The organism is Amycolatopsis sp. NPDC088138, from assembly GCF_044741685.1.
Lineage (GTDB): Bacteria > Actinomycetota > Actinomycetes > Mycobacteriales > Pseudonocardiaceae > Amycolatopsis.
This window is the reverse complement of sequence record NZ_JBIUTB010000001.1, coordinates 135,041-150,740: the sequence shown is the minus strand read 5'-3', so window position 1 is coordinate 150,740 and position 15,700 is coordinate 135,041. Positions and strand designations below refer to the sequence as shown.

Sequence of the window (15,700 nt, the reverse complement as noted above, 5' to 3'; positions counted from 1 at the left end):
GCCGACCCGCGCCAGCAACACCAACCGCCGGCAAAGTCACGCGGCGCTCCACGCCTGCGCCCTGGCGAAGTCGGCTACCTGCCGCCCGACCGTCTCCAGCTGCTGAGCCACCTTCGCGTCCGGGCCATCCGGCCCGAAGGGTTTCGCCGACGAGTTCAGCACCACGCCCAGCGGTGTCGGCCAGCCGCGTAGCGCGTGCACTGTCGAGCGCAGGGACGTCAGCGTCGTCACGCCGGCTTGCCAGCCCGACGTCGCCACGATGCAGCCGACCGCCTTGCCGTGCAGGTACGGTGCCGGGTCCGTGGCCAGTTCCTGCAGGTAGTCCAGCGCGTTCTTCAGCAGGCCGGACGTGCCGCCGTGGTAGCCGGGCGTGGACACGACCAGGCCGTCCGCGCGCCGGACCGCTTCCAGCAGCTTCGCCGCGCCCGCGGGCTGCGGGTGGTCGGGGTCGTACATCGGGAAGGTCAGGTCCGCGGCGACGATCAGCTCGGTGTCGGCTCCGTGCGCCGCGGCCGCGTCGAGTGCGTAGCGCAGGGCCCGCTCCGACGTCGAACCCGCGCGCAGGGTCCCGCCGATGCCGAGGATTCTGGTTCGGTTCATGACTTCAGCCCGCGACGGGGACGAGGACGGGCGCCGGCGCGGCCAGGCCGAGGCTTTCGCGCAGGGTCCGGTGCTCGTAGTCGCCGTGGAACAGGCCACGGTCCCGGAGTTCGGGCACGAGCATGTCGACGACGTCGTGGACGCCCGATGGCAGCATGTCGATCATCAGCGTGAAACCGTCGGCGCCGCCCGCGGCCAGGCGCTCCTGCATCACGTCGGCGACCTGCTCGGCGGTGCCGACGACCTGGTGGTGCCCGCCGCCGTAGCTGGCGATCAGCTCGCGCACGGTCAGGTTCTCCTTCACCGCCAGCTCCACGATCGTGCGGCGGAAGCCGATCGAGCCCTTGAACTCCTCGTCCGGGCCGAGCAGGTGCGCGGGGAACGGCTTGTCCAGCTCGAGGACCTCGACCGGCAGGCCGACGCGCCGCCCGAGCTTGACCAGGTTCGGGCCGGTGCCGAAGACCTCGTCCAGGTGCTGCTTCCGTTGCTGCGCCTCGGTTTCGGTCGCGCCGAGGACCACCGACATGCCCGGGATGATCTTGATGCTGTCCGGGTGACGGCCGTGCTCGGCCGCGCGCCGGCGCATGTCCTCGCGGAACGCGACGGCGCTCTCCAGCAGGTGCTGCGCGGTGAAAACGACGTCGGCGTACTTGGCCGCCTGCTCCCGGCCGCGCTCCGACGAGCCGGCCTGGAAGATGACCGGACGGCCCTGCGGCGACCGGGCGAAGGGCATCGGGCCCCGCACGGCGAAGTGCTCGCCGACGTGGTTGATCTCGTGCACCAGGTCCTCGCGGGCGAAGACGCCGGTGCTCTTGTCGCCGACCAGCGCGCCCGCTTCCCAGCTGTCCCACAGTTTCAGCACCACGTCGATGAACTCGTCGGCCCGGCTGTAGCGCTGTTCGTGGTCGGGGTGCTCGCCGCCGCCGAACATCTCCGCGACGGTCGGGTTCTGGGTGGCGATGGAGTTCCAGCCCGTCCGGCCGCGCGAGAGGTGGTCAAGCGTCGCGAACCGGCGGGCCAGGTCGTAGGGCTGGTTGTAGGTCGTCGACGCCGTGCCGACCAGGCCGATCCGCTCGGTCACCGCCGCCATCAGCGCGAGCACGGTCACGGTGTCCAGCGCGCCGCACGGGCGTTCGGTGCCGACCTCCTGGTTCGTCATCTGCTCGGCGAGGAACACCGCGTGCAGCTTGCCGGCCTCGGCGGTGCGGGCGATGTCGGTGTACATCTCCGGCGTGAGGTAGTCGCCGGCGTCACCGTCGCGGGCCAGCCACGCGCCGGTGTGCATGCCGAGGCCGTGCATGAGCGCTGCGGTGAGGATCATCGAGGGTTCGTCGGCCATCGCCGGACCTCCGCGGTGTCGGGGGAACGCCACCGGATCCGGTGACACCGACGACGCTAAGTTCACCCGGCGACCACGACCAGCGATCATTGCTGGCGGCTGCTGTAAGCACGACTTACAGCCGATGATCACCGCATTTGCGGAGCGGACCACCACATCGCTCCGCAGATGCGGCTTCAGGGCAGGCGTGCCACCTCGGCGCGGGCGTGCGTGACCCGGCCCGTTTCCCGGCCGCCGGCGCGGGCGATCTCGCGGGCCAGGTCACCCGCCGCCTCGATGCGGTGCCGGGCCCGGCGCCGGCTGTGCACGTGCTTGCGGTAGGCCTTGCGCTCCTTGCGCAGGCCGCTGACGGCGTCGAGCAGGGCCGGGTCGAGCACGCCCGCGTCGACCTCCGGCCCGAGCAGGTCCCGCATCCAGGCCCGCTCCCGGCGGGCGGCGCGGCGCAGCACGGCGGACAGGGCGACCAGCTCGACGGCCGCGATCACGAACGGCAGCACCGCGACCAGGGCACTGCGGCCGCCGATACCGGCCATGTCGTCCCAGGCGAAGTGGAACGCCATCGCCATCAGCATGGTCAGCACGCCCCGGACGACGTTGCGTTCGCCAGGGGCCCGGCCCAGCACCCACATCAGGCCGGTGCAGAAGATCGCGCTGAACAGGGCGTGCGAGACGATCCCGGCCGCGCCCCGGGACACGAACACCTGCAGCGACGTGCCGATCTGGTTGGCGCCGAAGGTCTGGGCCGCGCCGTTGTAGACGTAGAGCACGTCCTCGAAGACCTGGAAGCCCAGGCCGATGAACGCGCCGATGATGAACCCGTCGTAGGCGCTGCGGACCAGCCGCGGTGCCAGCCCGATCAGCAGCACCAGGCCGAGCGCCTTGCCCCACTCCTCGGTGATCGGGGCGGTCAGGCCGGCGGCCCAGTCGGCGGCGAAGGCGGTGCCGCCGACCTTCGTCCAGAACTCGAGCAGCGCGGTGTTCGCCGGCAGGGCGATCCAGAACGGGGCGGCGACGCCACCCCAGGCGAAGGCCGCGGCGAGCAACCCGGCGGGCTGCGCGGTGTAGCGGTTCTGGTGGCGCAGCAACAGCAACCACGGCACCAGGTACAGCCCGAACAGCAGCACGCCGCCGGCCAGGGCCGGGGCGTAGAAGCCGCTGGAGCCGAAGTACCGCACGATCGCCAGCGCGCCCCCGCCGATGCCGAGCAGGTAGACCCACAACGCCAGGTTGTGCGGCTGGAAGAACCGGAACGGCAGGCCCCAGCCCGAATCCTCGATCGCGGCCAGCTGTGCCGCCTTGCCGCTCATCGGCCGGCTCCCGGGGTGATGCTGCGCAGCAACGCCGTGACGTCGTCGCGGTAGCGCTCGAACTGGTCCGGCGCGGTGCGCACCCGGACCAGCAACGCCGGCGCGGCCTCGGCGGACTCGCCGGCCGCGGGCACCTTGAACGCCACGTCGAGCGCGTCACCACCCGGGCCGGTCCCGGCCTGCACGACCCCGGTCAGCCCGGCGTCGCTCCGCACGGTGCCCCGCGCCGCGTCGACGCCCGGTTCGCCGCCTTCGGATCGCTCGACCTGGTCGAGGAAGGCGCTGGCCGTCCCGGTGTACGCCGTGCCGCGCAAGGAGATGGTCGCGCCGCCGGTGGACAGCAGGATCTGCAGGGACGTCGGACTCGCCGCCGCGGCGCCGGTGAGCGTGCCGCTTTCCAGTTGCCAGCCCACGGGCGGCACCGCGGTCGCCCCGCTGCCGAGGTCGAGCACGTCGCCGGCCCGGATCTGGTTGCGCCACGGGATCGCCGCGTTGAGCGCCGGCAATCCGTAGATCAGCACCAGCGCCACGACGAGGGTGATCAGCGCCGGGGTGAACGTCCGGCGGTCGAGCCCGAGGAACCGGTGCTCCACCGGTATCCAGCCCCGCGGCGGTTCCTGTACGTCAGCGGTCACCCCGGGACTGTAAGCAAACCCCGTCCGATCCGCACCTTCAGGACAGCGGGACCGTCCACATGAGACGGGTGCCACCGCCGGCCCGCCGTTCCACCCTGAAGGACCCGCCCGCTTCCGCGGCGCGCTGCTCGAGGTTGCGCAGACCGCTGCGCACCACGGCGTCCGGCATCCCGATCCCGGTGTCCGAGACCTCGACGGCCAGGTCGCCGTCCAGGGACACCGTCACGGCCAGGTCCGCGGCGCGCGCGTGGCGCAGGACGTTGCTGACCGCTTCCCGGACCACCGCCTCGGCGTGCTCGGCCAGGCCCGCGGGCACCCGGTCGAACGCGCCCGACAACCGCACCGTGGTGCGGATCGCGGAGTCGGACGTCGTGTCCGTGATCGCGTTCTGCAGGCGGGCCCGCAGGCCGCGCGCGGCGCCCGGTTCGGCGTGCAGGTCGAAGATCGCGCCGCGGATCTCCTCGATCACGTCCTGCAGCTGGTCGATGTGCTGGGTGAGCCGCGCGCCGACCTCGGGCGAGTCGCTGCGGCGGCGGGTGCCCTCGATCCCCAGCCCGACCGCGAACAGCCGCTGGATGACCTGGTCGTGCAGGTCGCGGGCGATCCGGTCGCGGTCCACCACGACGTCCAGCTCGCGGCGGGCGGCCTGGCTCTCGGCGTCGCGCAGGGCCAGCGCGGCCTGGTCGGCGAAGGCCGAGACGATCTGGAGCTCGTGCTCGTCGAACCCCGCCGCGCCGGGGGTGCGGATCGCCAGCAGCACCCCGGCGGTGGACTCTCCCGAGCGCAGCCGCACCGCCAGCGCCGGCCCGAGGCGCACGTCCAGGCCCTCGGCCAGGTCGAACGCCAGGCTCGGCACACTGCGCGGCACGTGGTCCCGCAGCACCGCGCCCGAGGTCGACCCGGCGAGCGGGATCCGGCGGCCGGTCAGCACCTCCGAGTCGGGGCCGGCGCAGACCGTGACGGCCAGCGGGCCGTCCGGCGTCACGGGCAGCGCGATGAGGGCGTCCCGGGCGCCGCTGAGCTCGACGGCGCGGCTCGCGATCAGGTGGAGCACGTCGTGGACGTGGGCGCCGCCCAGCAGCTCGGCGGAGATTTCGCCGGTGGCCTCCAGCCATCGCTGCCTGCTGCGGGTTTCCCCGTAGAGCCGGGCGTTGTCGACGGCGATCCCGGCCGCCGCGGCCAGCGCCACGAGCGCGCGTTCGTCGTCGGCGGTGAAGGGCCGTTCGCCGCTGAGGTAGAGCCGGCCGAGCACGGCGCCCCGAACCAGGAGGGGAACACCGAGGAAGCTGCCCACGGGCGGGTGGCCGGGCGGCAGCCCGCGGGCGGACAGGGCGGCCTCGCGCAGCGGGTCCGGGCCGCCGGCCACGAGCGTGCCGAGGATCCCGTGGCCGGACGGCGGCGGGCCGAGCCGGTCCCGGGTGGCGTCGTCGACGCCGGTGACGGCGAACGCGGTCGTCCGGCCGTCCTCGTCGAGCAGGGCCAGCGCGCCGTAGGGCGCGCCGACCAGGTCGGCGGCGGCCGTCACGATCCGGCGCAACGTGGTCTCGAGCTCCAGACCGGCGGAGAACGCGAGGACGGCCGCGGGCAGCGCGTCCATCCGGTCCCGGCCCGGCACGTTCTCGTCGGGCATGTCCCCACCCTCGCACGCCCGGACCGCCCCGCGGCGGGATCCGGTGCGAACCGCAACCGACGACCTTCGCCCGGCGCGCGAGGCCGTTCGGCCCTTGGCCCGGCCACCGCCCGCGGACCACCGTGATCGGGAAGTGTCATCCCCGGGAACCACAGTTCGGAGCCGTCCATGAAAACCGGTGTCATGCCCGTCGGGCACCTCAGCGCCAGCCAGGTGCGAACCGTCCTGCTCTCGGCGACGGCTCCCCCACCGCTGCGCAACTCCCGGCCCTGGCGGTTCCAGTGCACGCCGGACTCCATCGAGCTGTACGCGAACCCGCTCGCCGGCACCGACAGCGACCAGCGGGAACGGCTCCTGGACTGCGGCGCGGCCCTGCTGAACCTGCGGCTCGCAGTCAAGGCGCAGGGCAGCCACGCCGACGTCCGGCTGTTCCCCGCCGCCGGCCGCCCCGAGCTGCTCGCGATCGTGCGGCCGCACGGGTACGAGACGATCACGCCCCACGACGAGCAGCTGGTCGAGGCCATCGCCGGCCGGCACAGCAACCGCCGCCCGTTCACCGACGCCGTCGTCACCGCCGACGTGCAGCGGCAGCTGCGGCGGGGCGCGGAAATGGAACGCGCGTGGCTGGCCACCGTCACCGCCGAGCAGGTGCCGCAGCTGCGGGAGATCATGCGCCGCTCGGAGGTGCCGCCGATCCTGCCCGGCCCCGGCGGCGGGACCGACCTCGACGTCGAGCCCCAGCGGCTGGTCGTGGTCGTCGGCTCGCTGCACGACACCGCCCTGGCCCGGCTCCAGGCCGGCCAGGCCATGCAGCGGGTCCTGCTGACCGCGGCGGCCGCCGGGATCTCGGCGGCGCTCTCCTCCCAGCCGATGGCGGCGCCGGCGACCCGGCGCGAGCTGCGGCGGCTGATCGGCGGCGGGCTCTGGCCCCAGATCATGCTGCGCCTCGGCCACGGCACGGCGGTGCCCGCCTTCACACAGCAACTGCTCGAAGACGTCGTGATCAGCGACGAGCACCCGTTCGCCGCTAGCCGCCCGGACGGCGCTGCGCGCCGTGGATCCCGGTGACCAGCACCGCGGCCTGGGACCGCCGCTCCAGCCCCAGCTTCGCCAGCAGCCGCGACACGTAGTTCTTGACGGTCTTCTCCGCCAGGAACATCCGCTCGGCGATCTGGCGGTTCGTCAGGCTTTCCCCGAGCAGGTCCAGCAAGACGAGCTCCTGCTCGCTCAGCCCCGCCAGCGGACCCGGTTTCCCGGTCGTGGCCCGCAGTTCGGCGACGAGCGCGGCGACCGCCCGGCCGTCCAGCAGGGTCTCGCCCGCCCCGACCCGGCGGATGGCGTCGACCAGCTGCAGCCCCTTGACGTCCTTGATCACGTACCCCTCGGCACCGGCCAGCACCGCTTCGACCATCGAGTTCTCGTCGGTGAAGGAGGTCAGCATCAGGCACCGCAGGCCCGGCAGCGCCGCGCGCAGGTCCCGGCACAGCTCCACGCCGTTGCCGTCGGGCAGCCGGACGTCGAGCACCGCGACGTCCGGGCGCAGCGCGGGGATCCGGGCCAGGGCCTCGGCCACCGAAGAGGCTTGGCCGACGACCGTCAGATCGGCTTCGTCGTCGACGAGCTCGGCGACCCCGCGTCGCACGAGTTCGTGGTCGTCCACCAGGAAGACGGTGATCACGGGCGGGTCGGGCTGCGCGGTGTCGGCCACCGGTCCAGGCTACGCCGCCCGCGCCGAACGTCCCCGGAACAGAGGTCCGGCGACCCTAGGCCGGGTGACGCGGGCGCGAAACGCTGGAGGCATGACACAGAGCCGGCGCAGGCCCGACCACCACCTGAGAACCGCGGTCACCGACGAGCTCGCCTGGACTCCCAGCGTCAACTCCGAAGAGATCGGCGTGACCGTCACCGACGGTGTCGCGACGCTCTCCGGGCACGTCGCCACCTACCCCGAGAAGGAAGAGGCGCTGCGCGCCGCGAGCCGCGTCCACGGGGTCGTCACGACGGCGGACAAGCTGGTGGTCCGGCACGGCAGCGACGTCCCGCAGGACACCGACCTCGCCCGGGAAGCCATGATCGTCTTCGACCGCCGCACGGTCGTCGTGCCGAAGGATTCGGTACAGGTCGAGGTGCGCGACCAGGTGATCACCCTGCGCGGCTCGGTGGCCTGGCATTACCAGCGCGAAGCCGCGCGCCGCGCGGTGGCCGGGCTCCCCGGCATCAGCGGGGTGCGGAACCTGATCACGATCAAGCCGCCGGGGGACGCGATCCCGGCCGACCTCAAGCTGAAGCTCACCGCGGCGCTCGCCCGCCACACCCCGGGATTCGCGCAGCACGTCGAGGTCGACGTCGACGGGGGTCAGGTCACGCTGACCGGCGAAGTCCGCACCCCGGCCGAACGCCGTTCGGCCGAGCAGACCGCATGGTTCGCTCCCGGCGTGACCGCGGTCGACAACCAGGTGACGCTCACCGGCTGAGCCACAGCCCATCGACTTCGCGGTGTTCTGTCCGAAAAGGACAGAGCACCGCGGACCCCGCGCAGAGGACAACACCATGATCACCGCCACCCCACCGGTCCGGATCCTGCTCCCCGACGGCGAGGTCGCCTGGGTGCGCGGGCTGGAAGCCGCCGACACCGCGGCCGTCCTGGCCCTGCGGACCCGGCTCGCCGACCGCGACCGGCACCTCAGCTTCTTCGGGCTCGGCGTCGGCGGGCTGGCCGCGCTCGCGACCCGCCTGTCCCACGGCGCCGGCGTCGGGCACACGGCGGTGGGGTGCTTCGTGCACTCCCGGCTGGCCGGCGTGGCCTGCTACGACATCCTGGCCGACTCCGCCGAGGCCGAGGTCGCGCTGGTGGTCGACGGCCGCACCGAGGCACTCGGCGTCGCGACCCTGCTGCTGGACCAGCTCGCCATCATCGCGGAGCACGAGGGCGTCCGGACCTTCGTGGCCGACGTGCGCGGCGAGGATCCGAAGATGCTCGGCGTCTTCGAGGCACTGGGCGTCCCGTTCCGGCCCGGCTCGCCGGTCACCGACCGGGTGGACGCCGCCGACGCGTGACCGATCCGTGTCCATTGTGGACGCACCGGGGAAGCGGCGCCGGGTAGCATCGGCGGTGTCCGAGAGCACTTCGCGCGCAGGCGATCGAGCCGGTGCCGCCCTCGGGCACCACACCGGCCCGCGGCCGGGGACCGGAGCACCGGCATGACCTCGGCCCCCCACTTCATCCCCCTCACCCCGCCGCGGCTGCGGCTGAAGCCGGGCCCCGCGACCGGGCACGTCGACGGCGCGTGGTGGCCCCGGTCCCGCGACCTTCCCGTCGAGCTGCCCGCGCTGCTCGCGACGCTGTCCGCCCGGCTGGGCGGCATCGACGGTGTCACCTACAACACCGCCGCCTGGCCCCCGGCCCGGCGCCGGCTCACCCTCGGCGACGCGGTGGTCCACCTCGTGGGCAACCGGTGGGAGCACGCCGACACCCTCACGATCACCGGGAGCGGGAACCGGCACCGGGTCACCCTGCTGGTCGTCCCGCCCGAGACCGGCCCGGACCGCGCGCTCGGCCTGCTGGCCACCGCGGCGCACCCGGACAACGTCGACGACGCCGCGACCTTGCTCACCGACCACGGAACCCCCGGCCTGGCCGCCTGATTCCGTCCTAACAGGACGGTCCGGTCAGGTACGGCCCCGGATCGCCGCCGGCCCGGGCACCGCTGTCGAGCCAGCGGCGGAACCCGCGGCGGTCCCGTCGTTCGAGTTCGTCGAGGTAGCTCTGCCGGCGTTGCACGACCTGGCGGAACGCGCCCGCGTCGGTGGCCAGGCGCAGCTGGTAGTAGCTGCGCCGCCAGGCTGCGCACAGCTCTTCGGTGCCCATGTCGGCGACCGGCGCGGAGGACGCCGGGAGCGTGACCGCGGCGAGGACGTCGTGCGGGTCCGGCCCGGCGGCGAAGCCTTCCCGGTACTTCCGCCGGCGGCGGTTCCCGGCCCAGAGCCCGGACACGGCGAGCAGGAGCAGCACGGCCGTGGTGAGCCCGCCGCCGAACGCGGCGAGCAGGCCGGCGATCGCGAGGCAGCCGACGACGAACGCCACCGCGGTGGCCAGCCCTGCCGTCAGATCGGGACCACCGCCGCCGACCTGACGGCCGCGCCGGAACCGGGGAGCACCGAACGCGACGAGGACCCCGGCCGTCAACCCCACGAGACTCCAGCCGATCAGCGCGTCCGCCGGCGTGTGCAGCGCACCGACCGCGGCCAAGAACCCGGCGGAGACGACCAGGAGCATTCCCGCCAGCCGTGCCACCATGTCGTGCCTCGCCGTCCGGGTCGGGCGCGGGCCGGACGGTCCGCGCCGCGGAACCACGCTGCCGGGGTCCGGGGCTTCCGCCTCACTATAGCCCCGCGACACAAGCGAAACCGCGGCTGAACGGCAACGGCGGTATCATCGAAGGACCAGCGCCCAGACCCTGCATCCGCGACGACCGGCACCAGTCGCCCAAGGCAGGATCTCCATGGCCGCAACGGAAACCCCCACTCGCTATCCGGCAGGGCGCAAGCCCCTGCTGTCCGGCAGGCATTCGCGCGGTGAGCTGATCACCATCAGGGTCTTCCTCCTCGCACCGTTCCTCGCCCTCGTCGCGGCCGTGGTCCTGGTGTGGGGCTGGGGACTGAGCTGGCTCGACATCGGCATCGCCACGGGGTTCTACGTCGTGACGACGCTGGGCGTCACGGTCGGCTACCACCGCTACTTCACCCACGGCGCGTTCACCGCCACCCGTGCGCTGCGGATCGCGCTCGCGGTCGCCGGCGGCCTGGCCGCCCAGGGCCCGGTGCTCGGCTGGGTCGCCGACCACCGGCGCCACCACGCGTTCTCCGACCGCGAAGGCGACCCGCACTCTCCCTGGCTCTACGGCACTTCACCGCTGGCGCTGGTTCACGGGTTCTGGCACGCGCACCTGGGCTGGCTCTTCGGCCGCGACAAGACCAACATCGCCCGGTTCGCCCCGGACCTGGCCGCCGACCCCGGCATCCGTGCCGTGGACCGGCTGTTCCCCGTCTGGGTGGCCGCCACCGTGCTGGTTCCGGCCGCCCTCGGCGGGCTGATCGGCGGCTCGTGGTGGGCCGCGCTGACCGCGTTCCTCTGGGCCGGGCTGGCGCGGGTTTCCCTGCAGCACCACGTCACCTGGTCGGTCAACTCGATCTGCCACCTGGTCGGCACCCGCCCGTTCGCCAACCGCGACCGCTCCGCCAACTTCTGGCCGCTGGCGATCCTGTCGATGGGCGAGTCGTGGCACAACTCCCACCACGCCGACCCCACCTGCGCCCGGCACGGCGTGCTGCGCGGGCAGGTCGACGTCTCCGCCCGCGTCATCCGGATCTTCGAACAGCTCGGCTGGGCGAGCAAGGTCCGGTGGCCCACACCGCAACGGCTGGCCCGGTTGTCGGCGCGCTGAACCACCTGCCTGGCTGAATCCCCGGTGGCGGGGCGCGGCCTAAGCTGGAGGACCGCGCCCCGGACCCCGGCGACCGACGAGGTGCGCCGCGCGCACCGGGAGCGAAGGGCCACCGGTGGACCACGAGGAGACCCCGCACCGCGCTTGGCCGGCCCGCCACGGCGGCGGCTACCCACCCGGCTGGTACGTCCACTACCGCCACCGCGCGCGGCCGGCGTCGTGCGCGAACCCGGAGTGGCACGAGCGCGTCGGGACCGTCGCCGGGCGCAGCCTGCGCGACGAGCACACCAGCACCACCTGGGTGCCCGTGCGCCCCTGCGACAGCCCGAGCGACACCCCGGTCAGCCTGGTGCGGGCCACCGACATCCTCGACGCGCGCCCGCCCGCTCCCCGCGACCGGGCCCGGACCTGAGCACACAACCCGTTTGCCAGCCCCGCGCACCGATCGGGAGGACTACATTCGCGGACCCGGGTGCCGCGCGCACCCGGCACGGCCGCCCCAGCCCCCGGCGGCGCCCATCCAGTCCGAGTGAAGGGGCTGCCATGACGTTCCGACACCACAGCCCGCGCCGATGACCGGCCCACGGGAGCTGCCGAACGCGGACCCGTTCGCGCTGAACCGCGAACAGCGGCGACAGGCCGCCCGCGTCGTCGCCTCGACCGCGCACGACGCCGACGACTGCGGGTTCCTGCTCGACGTCCTCGGGCTCGCCCCCGCCGACGGCCTCACCCCGGCCGACGCACCACCCGTCCACACCCCGAAACTCCTCGGCCGGCGGCGAAGCACCGCACAGCCGAGGAGACGGTGACTCGGGAGCATCACCCGAACGCCGGGAGTTCCGCGACGACTTCCGTGGTGGCCTTGGCGAAGTTGAACGTGATGAAGTGCAGCCCCGGAACCCCTTCGCCGAGCAGCCGCCGCGCGAGCAGGATCGCCTGCTCGATGCCGAGGGCGCGGACCGCCGCCGGGTCGTCGGCGACGGCGGCGAACCGCTCCGCCAGGTGCGGCGGGAACGGCGCGCCGGACAGCTGCTCCGACCGGGCGATGGTCCTCATCGTGGTGACCGGCATCAGCGCCGGGATGATCGGCGTGTCGCAGCCGGCCGCCGTCACCCGGTCGCGCAGCCTCAGGTAGTCGTCGGCGTCGAAGAACATCTGGGTGATCGCGTAGTCCGCGCCCGCCCGGCACTTCGCCACGAACTGCCGGGTGTCCTCCTCGGTGCTCGCCGAACGCGGGTGCCCGTGCGGGAAAGCCGCCACGCCCACGCAGAAGTCGCCGTGCTCGCGCAGCAGCGTCACGAGTTCGCTCGCGTAGCCGAGTCCTTCCGGGTGGCGGACCCACTCTCCCGTGACGTCGCCGGGCGGGTCGCCCCGCACCGCCAGGACGTTGACGACCCCGGCGTCGGCCAGCGCGCCGACGAACGAGCGCAGCTGCCGGACCGAATGGCCGACGGCGGTGAGGTGGGCGACCGGCAGCATCGTGGTTTCCCGGGCGATCCGCGCGGCCACCGCGACGCTGTTGTCCCGGGTCGACCCGCCGGCCCCGTAGGTGACCGACACGAAACCCGGGTGCAGCGACTCCAGCTTGCGGACGTTCTGCCAGATCCGCTCCGCGTTGTCGGTTTCGCGGGGCGGCATGAACTCCAGCGAGAGCACCGGGGCGCCGGCGGCCAGGCGGTCGCGGACCCGCGCGGGGCCCGCGGCGGGCGGGGTGACCGCCCGCCGCGGGGAAAGCTGCCCGCTCGTCACGCGCGTGCCCTCAGCTGCCCGGTGGCCTCCACCAGGTTGGCCAGCGTCGCCCGCACTTCGGCGTAACCGCGGGTCTTGAGGCCGCAGTCGGGGTTGACCCACAGCCGGTCGGCGGGGAACGCCGCGACGGCCGTGCGCAGGTGCCCGGCGATCTCCTCGACCGACGGCACGCGCGGCGAGTGGATGTCCCAGACGCCGGGGCCGGCCTCGTTGGGATAGCCCGCGCGGGCGAGGTCGGCGACGATGGCCATGTTCGAGCGGGCCGCCTCCAGGCTGATCACGTCGGCGTCCATGTCGACGATCGCCTGCAGGACGTCGCCGAACTCGGCGTAGCACATGTGCGTGTGGATCTGGGTGTCGTCCCGCACGCCCGCGGTCGCCAGGCGGAACGAGTCGACGGCCCATTCCAGGTACGCCGCCCGGTCGGCGGTGCGCAGCGGCAGCGTTTCGCGCAATGCCGGCTCGTCGACCTGGATGACCGCGATCCCGGCGTGCTCGAGGTCGTCGACCTCGTCGCGCAGGGCGAGCGCGACCTGCCGGGCGGTGTCGCCCTCGGGCTGGTCGTCCCGCACGAACGACCAGGCGAGCATGGTGACCGGGCCGGTCAGCATGCCCTTGACCGGCCGCTCGGTCAGGCCCTGGGCGTAGGTGGCCCACTCGACGGTCATCGGCTCCGGGCGCGAGACGTCCCCGACGATCAGCGGCGGCCGGACGTACCGGGTGCCGTAGGACTGGACCCAGCCCTGCTGGGTGGCCAGGAACCCGGTGAGCTGCTCGCCGAAGTACTGGACCATGTCGTTGCGCTCGGGCTCACCGTGCACCAGCACGTCCAGGCCGAGCTGCTCCTGCTCGGTGATGACCGCGCGGACCTCGGCGCGCATCGCCTCGCGATAGGCGTCCCGGTCGAGCTGGCCCGACCGCAGCGCCGCCCGCGCCCGGCGCAGCTCCGAGGTCTGCGGGAACGAGCCGATCGTCGTGGTCGGCAGCTCCGGCAGCCGCAGGCGGTCCTGCTGGGCCAGGTGGCGCTTGCCGTACGGGCTGACGCGGCTCAGGTCGGCGTCGGTGACCGCGGCGGCCCGGTCCCGGACGGCGGGCACCTTCACGATCGGCGAGGCCGCCCGGGAGGCTAGGCGCTCGGCGTTGACGCGCAAGGCGTCCTCGATCGCGGACCGGTCTCCGGTCAGGCCGCGGCGCAGCGTGACGATCTCCTCGAGCTTCTGCCGCGCGAACGACAGCCACCCGGCGATCTCGGGGTCCAGGTCGGTTTCGAGGGTGACGTCCAGCGGCACGTGCAGCAGCGAGCAGGACGCGGCGACGTCGACCGAACCGGCCAGGCCGAGCAGTGTGCCCAGGGTGCCCAGCGCGGCGGTCAGGTCGGCGGCCCAGATGTTGCGCCCGTCGACGACCCCGGCGACCAGCCGCTTGTCCTGGATCCCGCCGACGGCGGCCAGGCCGTCGAGGTTGGCCGCGGCGGTCCCGGTGAAGTCCAGCGCCAGGCCCTCGACCGGCGACGACGCCAGCACCGGCAGGGCGTCGCCGAGCCGGTCGAAGTAGGACGCGACCAGGATCTTCGGGCGCGCGGTCGCGGCGGCCAGGGTGGCGTAGGTGTCGGCGACCTTGGCCAGCACGTCCGCCGGCTGGTCGGTGACGAGCGCCGGCTCGTCGAGCTGGACCCATTCCGCGCCCGCGTCGTGCAGCTGCCGCAGCAGGTCGGCGTAGAGCGGGACGATCCGGTCGAGCAGGTCGAGCGGCCGGAACCCACCGGTGGCGGTGGGGTCCTTGGCCAGCAGCAGGAACGTGACCGGGCCGACGAGCACCGGCCGGGTCTTCACCCCCTGCTCAGCGGCCTCCGCGAACTCGGTGAGCGGCTTGGCCGCGTTCAGGGTGAACGTGGTGTCCGGCCCCAGCTCGGGCACCAGGTAGTGGTAGTTCGTGTCGAACCACTTCGTCATCTCCAGCGGCGGCGCGTCCGCGGTGCCGCGGGCCATGGCGAAGTAGCGGTCCAGCTCACCGGCCGGGGTCGTGGCGTCCGGGACGGCGGCGACGTGCCGCTCGGGCACGGCGCCCAGCAGGACCGACGTGTCCAGCACGTGGTCGTAGAACGAGAAGTGGTTGCCCGGGATCTCGTCGATCCCGGCGTCGCGCAGTTCGGCCAGGGTCCGCAGCCGCAGGTCACGGGCGGTGCCCAGCAGGGCATCGGCGTCGACGCGGCCCTTCCAGTACGACTCGACGGCCTTCTTCAGCTGCCGGCCGGCACCTTGGCGCGGGTAGCCGTACACGGTGGCGCGGCTGGTTGGGGATGTCGTCGGGGGTGTCGTCGGGGATGTCACGGGGCTCTCCTTCGCGAGTCCACGTGGACCTGCGGGGAGGGCACGGCAAGGCACGACCGTCGTCCGGTCGCGACTCGGCGAGGACCCACCCACGAGGTCGCGGCCAGCACCCCGCGGTCACGGGGTGCGCAGCGGGCAGGTCTTCGGACTCGTGGGCGTCCGGGCTCTTTCCTACTGGCCGTCGCTTCCCAAGCCGGGTGGCTCAGTGCTTGTCCCTCAAGGGGACTGACGGCGTTCGTTCCCACTCACCGCTGCGGGGCAGTCCCGGATTCACACCGGGTTCCCTCTTGCCTCGGTCACCGCGGTCGTGCGTGCGGATCCCGAACCTGCTGCCTCGCCACTGTACCGCCTCCCGCTGGGGTTTTCCTCGACGCGCGGGCGGCGACCGCGCACTGCGGTTTGCCGCGGTAGGTGCTCGTCGGGCGGAGGCTGTTGGCGGCGAGCTGTTTCCCGATGTAGGCGGTCCAGCCGGTGATCCGCGCGGCCACGAAGACCGGCGTGTCGAATCCCATCAAGTGGTACGCGAGCCCGGCCGGGTAGTCGATCTCGAAACGCCGGTCCGCGACCGGTTCCGCTTCTCCCGCGTCGGCGGTTCTTGTCCACTGTGGATCGTCTGCGAGGCGTTCAGCGCACCGGGCCGGATCGTCACCCAGGTCCCCGGGCGCC

General features: G+C 73.5%; 16 protein-coding genes, 1 pseudogene and 1 riboswitch. Of the genes and pseudogenes, 8 read left to right on the top strand and 9 right to left on the bottom strand.

Translation table 11 applies throughout. The features are described 5' to 3' along the window. Positions 1 to 36: 36 nt before the first annotated feature. The 5 genes from ACIOD2_RS00720 to ACIOD2_RS00700 all read right to left on the bottom strand — a co-directional run bounded on the left by ACIOD2_RS00720 (position 37) and on the right by ACIOD2_RS00700 (position 5,511). On the bottom strand, positions 37 to 600 hold the full coding sequence (locus tag ACIOD2_RS00720) for an NADPH-dependent FMN reductase (protein WP_400532750.1): 564 nt from the start codon (positions 598 to 600) through the stop codon (positions 37 to 39). Positions 601 to 604: 4 nt separating this feature from the next. After that, positions 605 to 1,939, bottom strand: a complete 1,335-nt coding sequence (locus ACIOD2_RS00715) for an NtaA/DmoA family FMN-dependent monooxygenase (protein WP_400532748.1) — start codon at positions 1,937 to 1,939, stop codon at positions 605 to 607. A gap of 176 nt (positions 1,940 to 2,115) precedes the next feature. After that, complete coding sequence (locus ACIOD2_RS00710; protein ID WP_400532746.1) at positions 2,116 to 3,246, bottom strand: PrsW family intramembrane metalloprotease; 1,131 nt, start codon at positions 3,244 to 3,246, stop codon at positions 2,116 to 2,118. After that, positions 3,243 to 3,881, bottom strand: coding sequence for a hypothetical protein (locus ACIOD2_RS00705; RefSeq protein ID WP_400532744.1), 639 nt, complete (start codon positions 3,879 to 3,881; stop codon positions 3,243 to 3,245). The genes ACIOD2_RS00710 and ACIOD2_RS00705 overlap by 4 nt, the downstream gene beginning before the upstream one ends. A 37-nt stretch (positions 3,882 to 3,918) precedes the next feature. Then, positions 3,919 to 5,511 (bottom strand): GAF domain-containing protein, encoded by a 1,593-nt coding sequence (locus tag ACIOD2_RS00700; protein ID WP_400532743.1) that lies wholly within the window; start codon positions 5,509 to 5,511, stop codon positions 3,919 to 3,921. A 168-nt stretch (positions 5,512 to 5,679) separates the two neighbouring features. Here ACIOD2_RS00700 and ACIOD2_RS00695 point away from each other — a divergent pair, with 168 nt between their 5' ends. Then, positions 5,680 to 6,579 (top strand): hypothetical protein, encoded by a 900-nt coding sequence (locus ACIOD2_RS00695; RefSeq protein WP_400532741.1) that lies wholly within the window; start codon positions 5,680 to 5,682, stop codon positions 6,577 to 6,579. Here the strand turns inward: ACIOD2_RS00695 and ACIOD2_RS00690 are convergent. Next, entirely contained in the window at positions 6,539 to 7,189 is a 651-nt protein-coding gene (locus ACIOD2_RS00690; protein ID WP_400535359.1) for a response regulator, read from the bottom strand. The two genes, ACIOD2_RS00695 and ACIOD2_RS00690, sit on opposite strands and share 41 nt — an antisense overlap. 121 nt (positions 7,190 to 7,310) lie before the next feature. On the opposite strand from ACIOD2_RS00690, the gene ACIOD2_RS00685 reads away from it, so the two are divergent. The 3 genes from ACIOD2_RS00685 (at position 7,311) to ACIOD2_RS00675 (ending at position 9,156) form a co-directional block, all read left to right on the top strand. Next, positions 7,311 to 7,985, top strand: coding sequence for a BON domain-containing protein (locus ACIOD2_RS00685; protein ID WP_400532740.1), 675 nt, complete (start codon positions 7,311 to 7,313; stop codon positions 7,983 to 7,985). A 76-nt stretch (positions 7,986 to 8,061) separates the two neighbouring features. Further along, complete coding sequence (locus tag ACIOD2_RS00680) at positions 8,062 to 8,568, top strand: GNAT family N-acetyltransferase (protein WP_400532738.1); 507 nt, start codon at positions 8,062 to 8,064, stop codon at positions 8,566 to 8,568. Positions 8,569 to 8,712: 144 nt separating this feature from the next. After that, positions 8,713 to 9,156, top strand: a complete 444-nt coding sequence (locus ACIOD2_RS00675; RefSeq protein WP_400532736.1) for a DUF5994 family protein — start codon at positions 8,713 to 8,715, stop codon at positions 9,154 to 9,156. 7 nt (positions 9,157 to 9,163) lie between these two features. Here ACIOD2_RS00675 and ACIOD2_RS00670 read toward each other — a convergent pair whose 3' ends face one another. After that, positions 9,164 to 9,808 carry a hypothetical protein gene (locus ACIOD2_RS00670; protein WP_400532734.1) on the bottom strand — a complete coding sequence of 215 codons (645 nt, stop codon included), beginning with the start codon at positions 9,806 to 9,808 and terminating at the stop codon, positions 9,164 to 9,166. A gap of 205 nt (positions 9,809 to 10,013) precedes the next feature. On the opposite strand from ACIOD2_RS00670, the gene ACIOD2_RS00665 reads away from it, so the two are divergent. The 3 genes from ACIOD2_RS00665 to ACIOD2_RS00655 all read left to right on the top strand — a co-directional run bounded on the left by ACIOD2_RS00665 (position 10,014) and on the right by ACIOD2_RS00655 (position 11,764). Beyond that, positions 10,014 to 10,955, top strand: coding sequence for an acyl-CoA desaturase (locus ACIOD2_RS00665; protein ID WP_400532732.1), 942 nt, complete (start codon positions 10,014 to 10,016; stop codon positions 10,953 to 10,955). A 115-nt stretch (positions 10,956 to 11,070) separates the two neighbouring features. Next, on the top strand, positions 11,071 to 11,367 hold the full coding sequence (locus ACIOD2_RS00660) for a hypothetical protein (protein ID WP_400532731.1): 297 nt from the start codon (positions 11,071 to 11,073) through the stop codon (positions 11,365 to 11,367). 160 nt (positions 11,368 to 11,527) lie between these two features. Beyond that, complete coding sequence (locus ACIOD2_RS00655; RefSeq protein ID WP_400532729.1) at positions 11,528 to 11,764, top strand: hypothetical protein; 237 nt, start codon at positions 11,528 to 11,530, stop codon at positions 11,762 to 11,764. 10 nt (positions 11,765 to 11,774) lie between these two features. On the opposite strand, the gene ACIOD2_RS00650 is transcribed toward ACIOD2_RS00655, so the two are convergent. Further along, positions 11,775 to 12,629 (bottom strand): methylenetetrahydrofolate reductase, encoded by an 855-nt coding sequence (locus ACIOD2_RS00650; RefSeq protein ID WP_400535357.1) that lies wholly within the window; start codon positions 12,627 to 12,629, stop codon positions 11,775 to 11,777. A 71-nt stretch (positions 12,630 to 12,700) separates the two neighbouring features. Next, entirely contained in the window at positions 12,701 to 15,034 is a 2,334-nt protein-coding gene (metE, locus tag ACIOD2_RS00645) for a 5-methyltetrahydropteroyltriglutamate--homocysteine S-methyltransferase (protein ID WP_400532727.1), read from the bottom strand. 116 nt (positions 15,035 to 15,150) lie between these two features. After that, positions 15,151 to 15,379, bottom strand: a riboswitch (cobalamin riboswitch). A 195-nt stretch (positions 15,380 to 15,574) separates the two neighbouring features. Between metE and ACIOD2_RS00640 the strand changes: the two are divergent. Further along, positions 15,575 to 15,690, top strand: a pseudogene (locus tag ACIOD2_RS00640) (short-chain fatty acyl-CoA regulator family protein); the annotation flags it as partial. Positions 15,691 to 15,700: the final 10 nt, after the last annotated feature.

Coding starts and splice junctions, on each gene's coding strand:
- ACIOD2_RS00720 (WP_400532750.1), bottom strand. CDS start 600: ATGAACCGAACCAGAATCCTCGGCATCGGCGGGACCCTGCGCGCGGGT.
- ACIOD2_RS00715 (WP_400532748.1), bottom strand. CDS start 1,939: ATGGCCGACGAACCCTCGATGATCCTCACCGCAGCGCTCATGCACGGC.
- ACIOD2_RS00710 (WP_400532746.1), bottom strand. CDS start 3,246: ATGAGCGGCAAGGCGGCACAGCTGGCCGCGATCGAGGATTCGGGCTGG.
- ACIOD2_RS00700 (WP_400532743.1), bottom strand. CDS start 5,511: ATGCCCGACGAGAACGTGCCGGGCCGGGACCGGATGGACGCGCTGCCC.
- ACIOD2_RS00695 (WP_400532741.1), top strand. CDS start 5,680: ATGAAAACCGGTGTCATGCCCGTCGGGCACCTCAGCGCCAGCCAGGTG.
- ACIOD2_RS00685 (WP_400532740.1), top strand. CDS start 7,311: ATGACACAGAGCCGGCGCAGGCCCGACCACCACCTGAGAACCGCGGTC.
- ACIOD2_RS00680 (WP_400532738.1), top strand. CDS start 8,062: ATGATCACCGCCACCCCACCGGTCCGGATCCTGCTCCCCGACGGCGAG.
- ACIOD2_RS00675 (WP_400532736.1), top strand. CDS start 8,713: ATGACCTCGGCCCCCCACTTCATCCCCCTCACCCCGCCGCGGCTGCGG.
- ACIOD2_RS00670 (WP_400532734.1), bottom strand. CDS start 9,808: ATGGTGGCACGGCTGGCGGGAATGCTCCTGGTCGTCTCCGCCGGGTTC.
- ACIOD2_RS00665 (WP_400532732.1), top strand. CDS start 10,014: ATGGCCGCAACGGAAACCCCCACTCGCTATCCGGCAGGGCGCAAGCCC.
- ACIOD2_RS00655 (WP_400532729.1), top strand. CDS start 11,528: ATGACCGGCCCACGGGAGCTGCCGAACGCGGACCCGTTCGCGCTGAAC.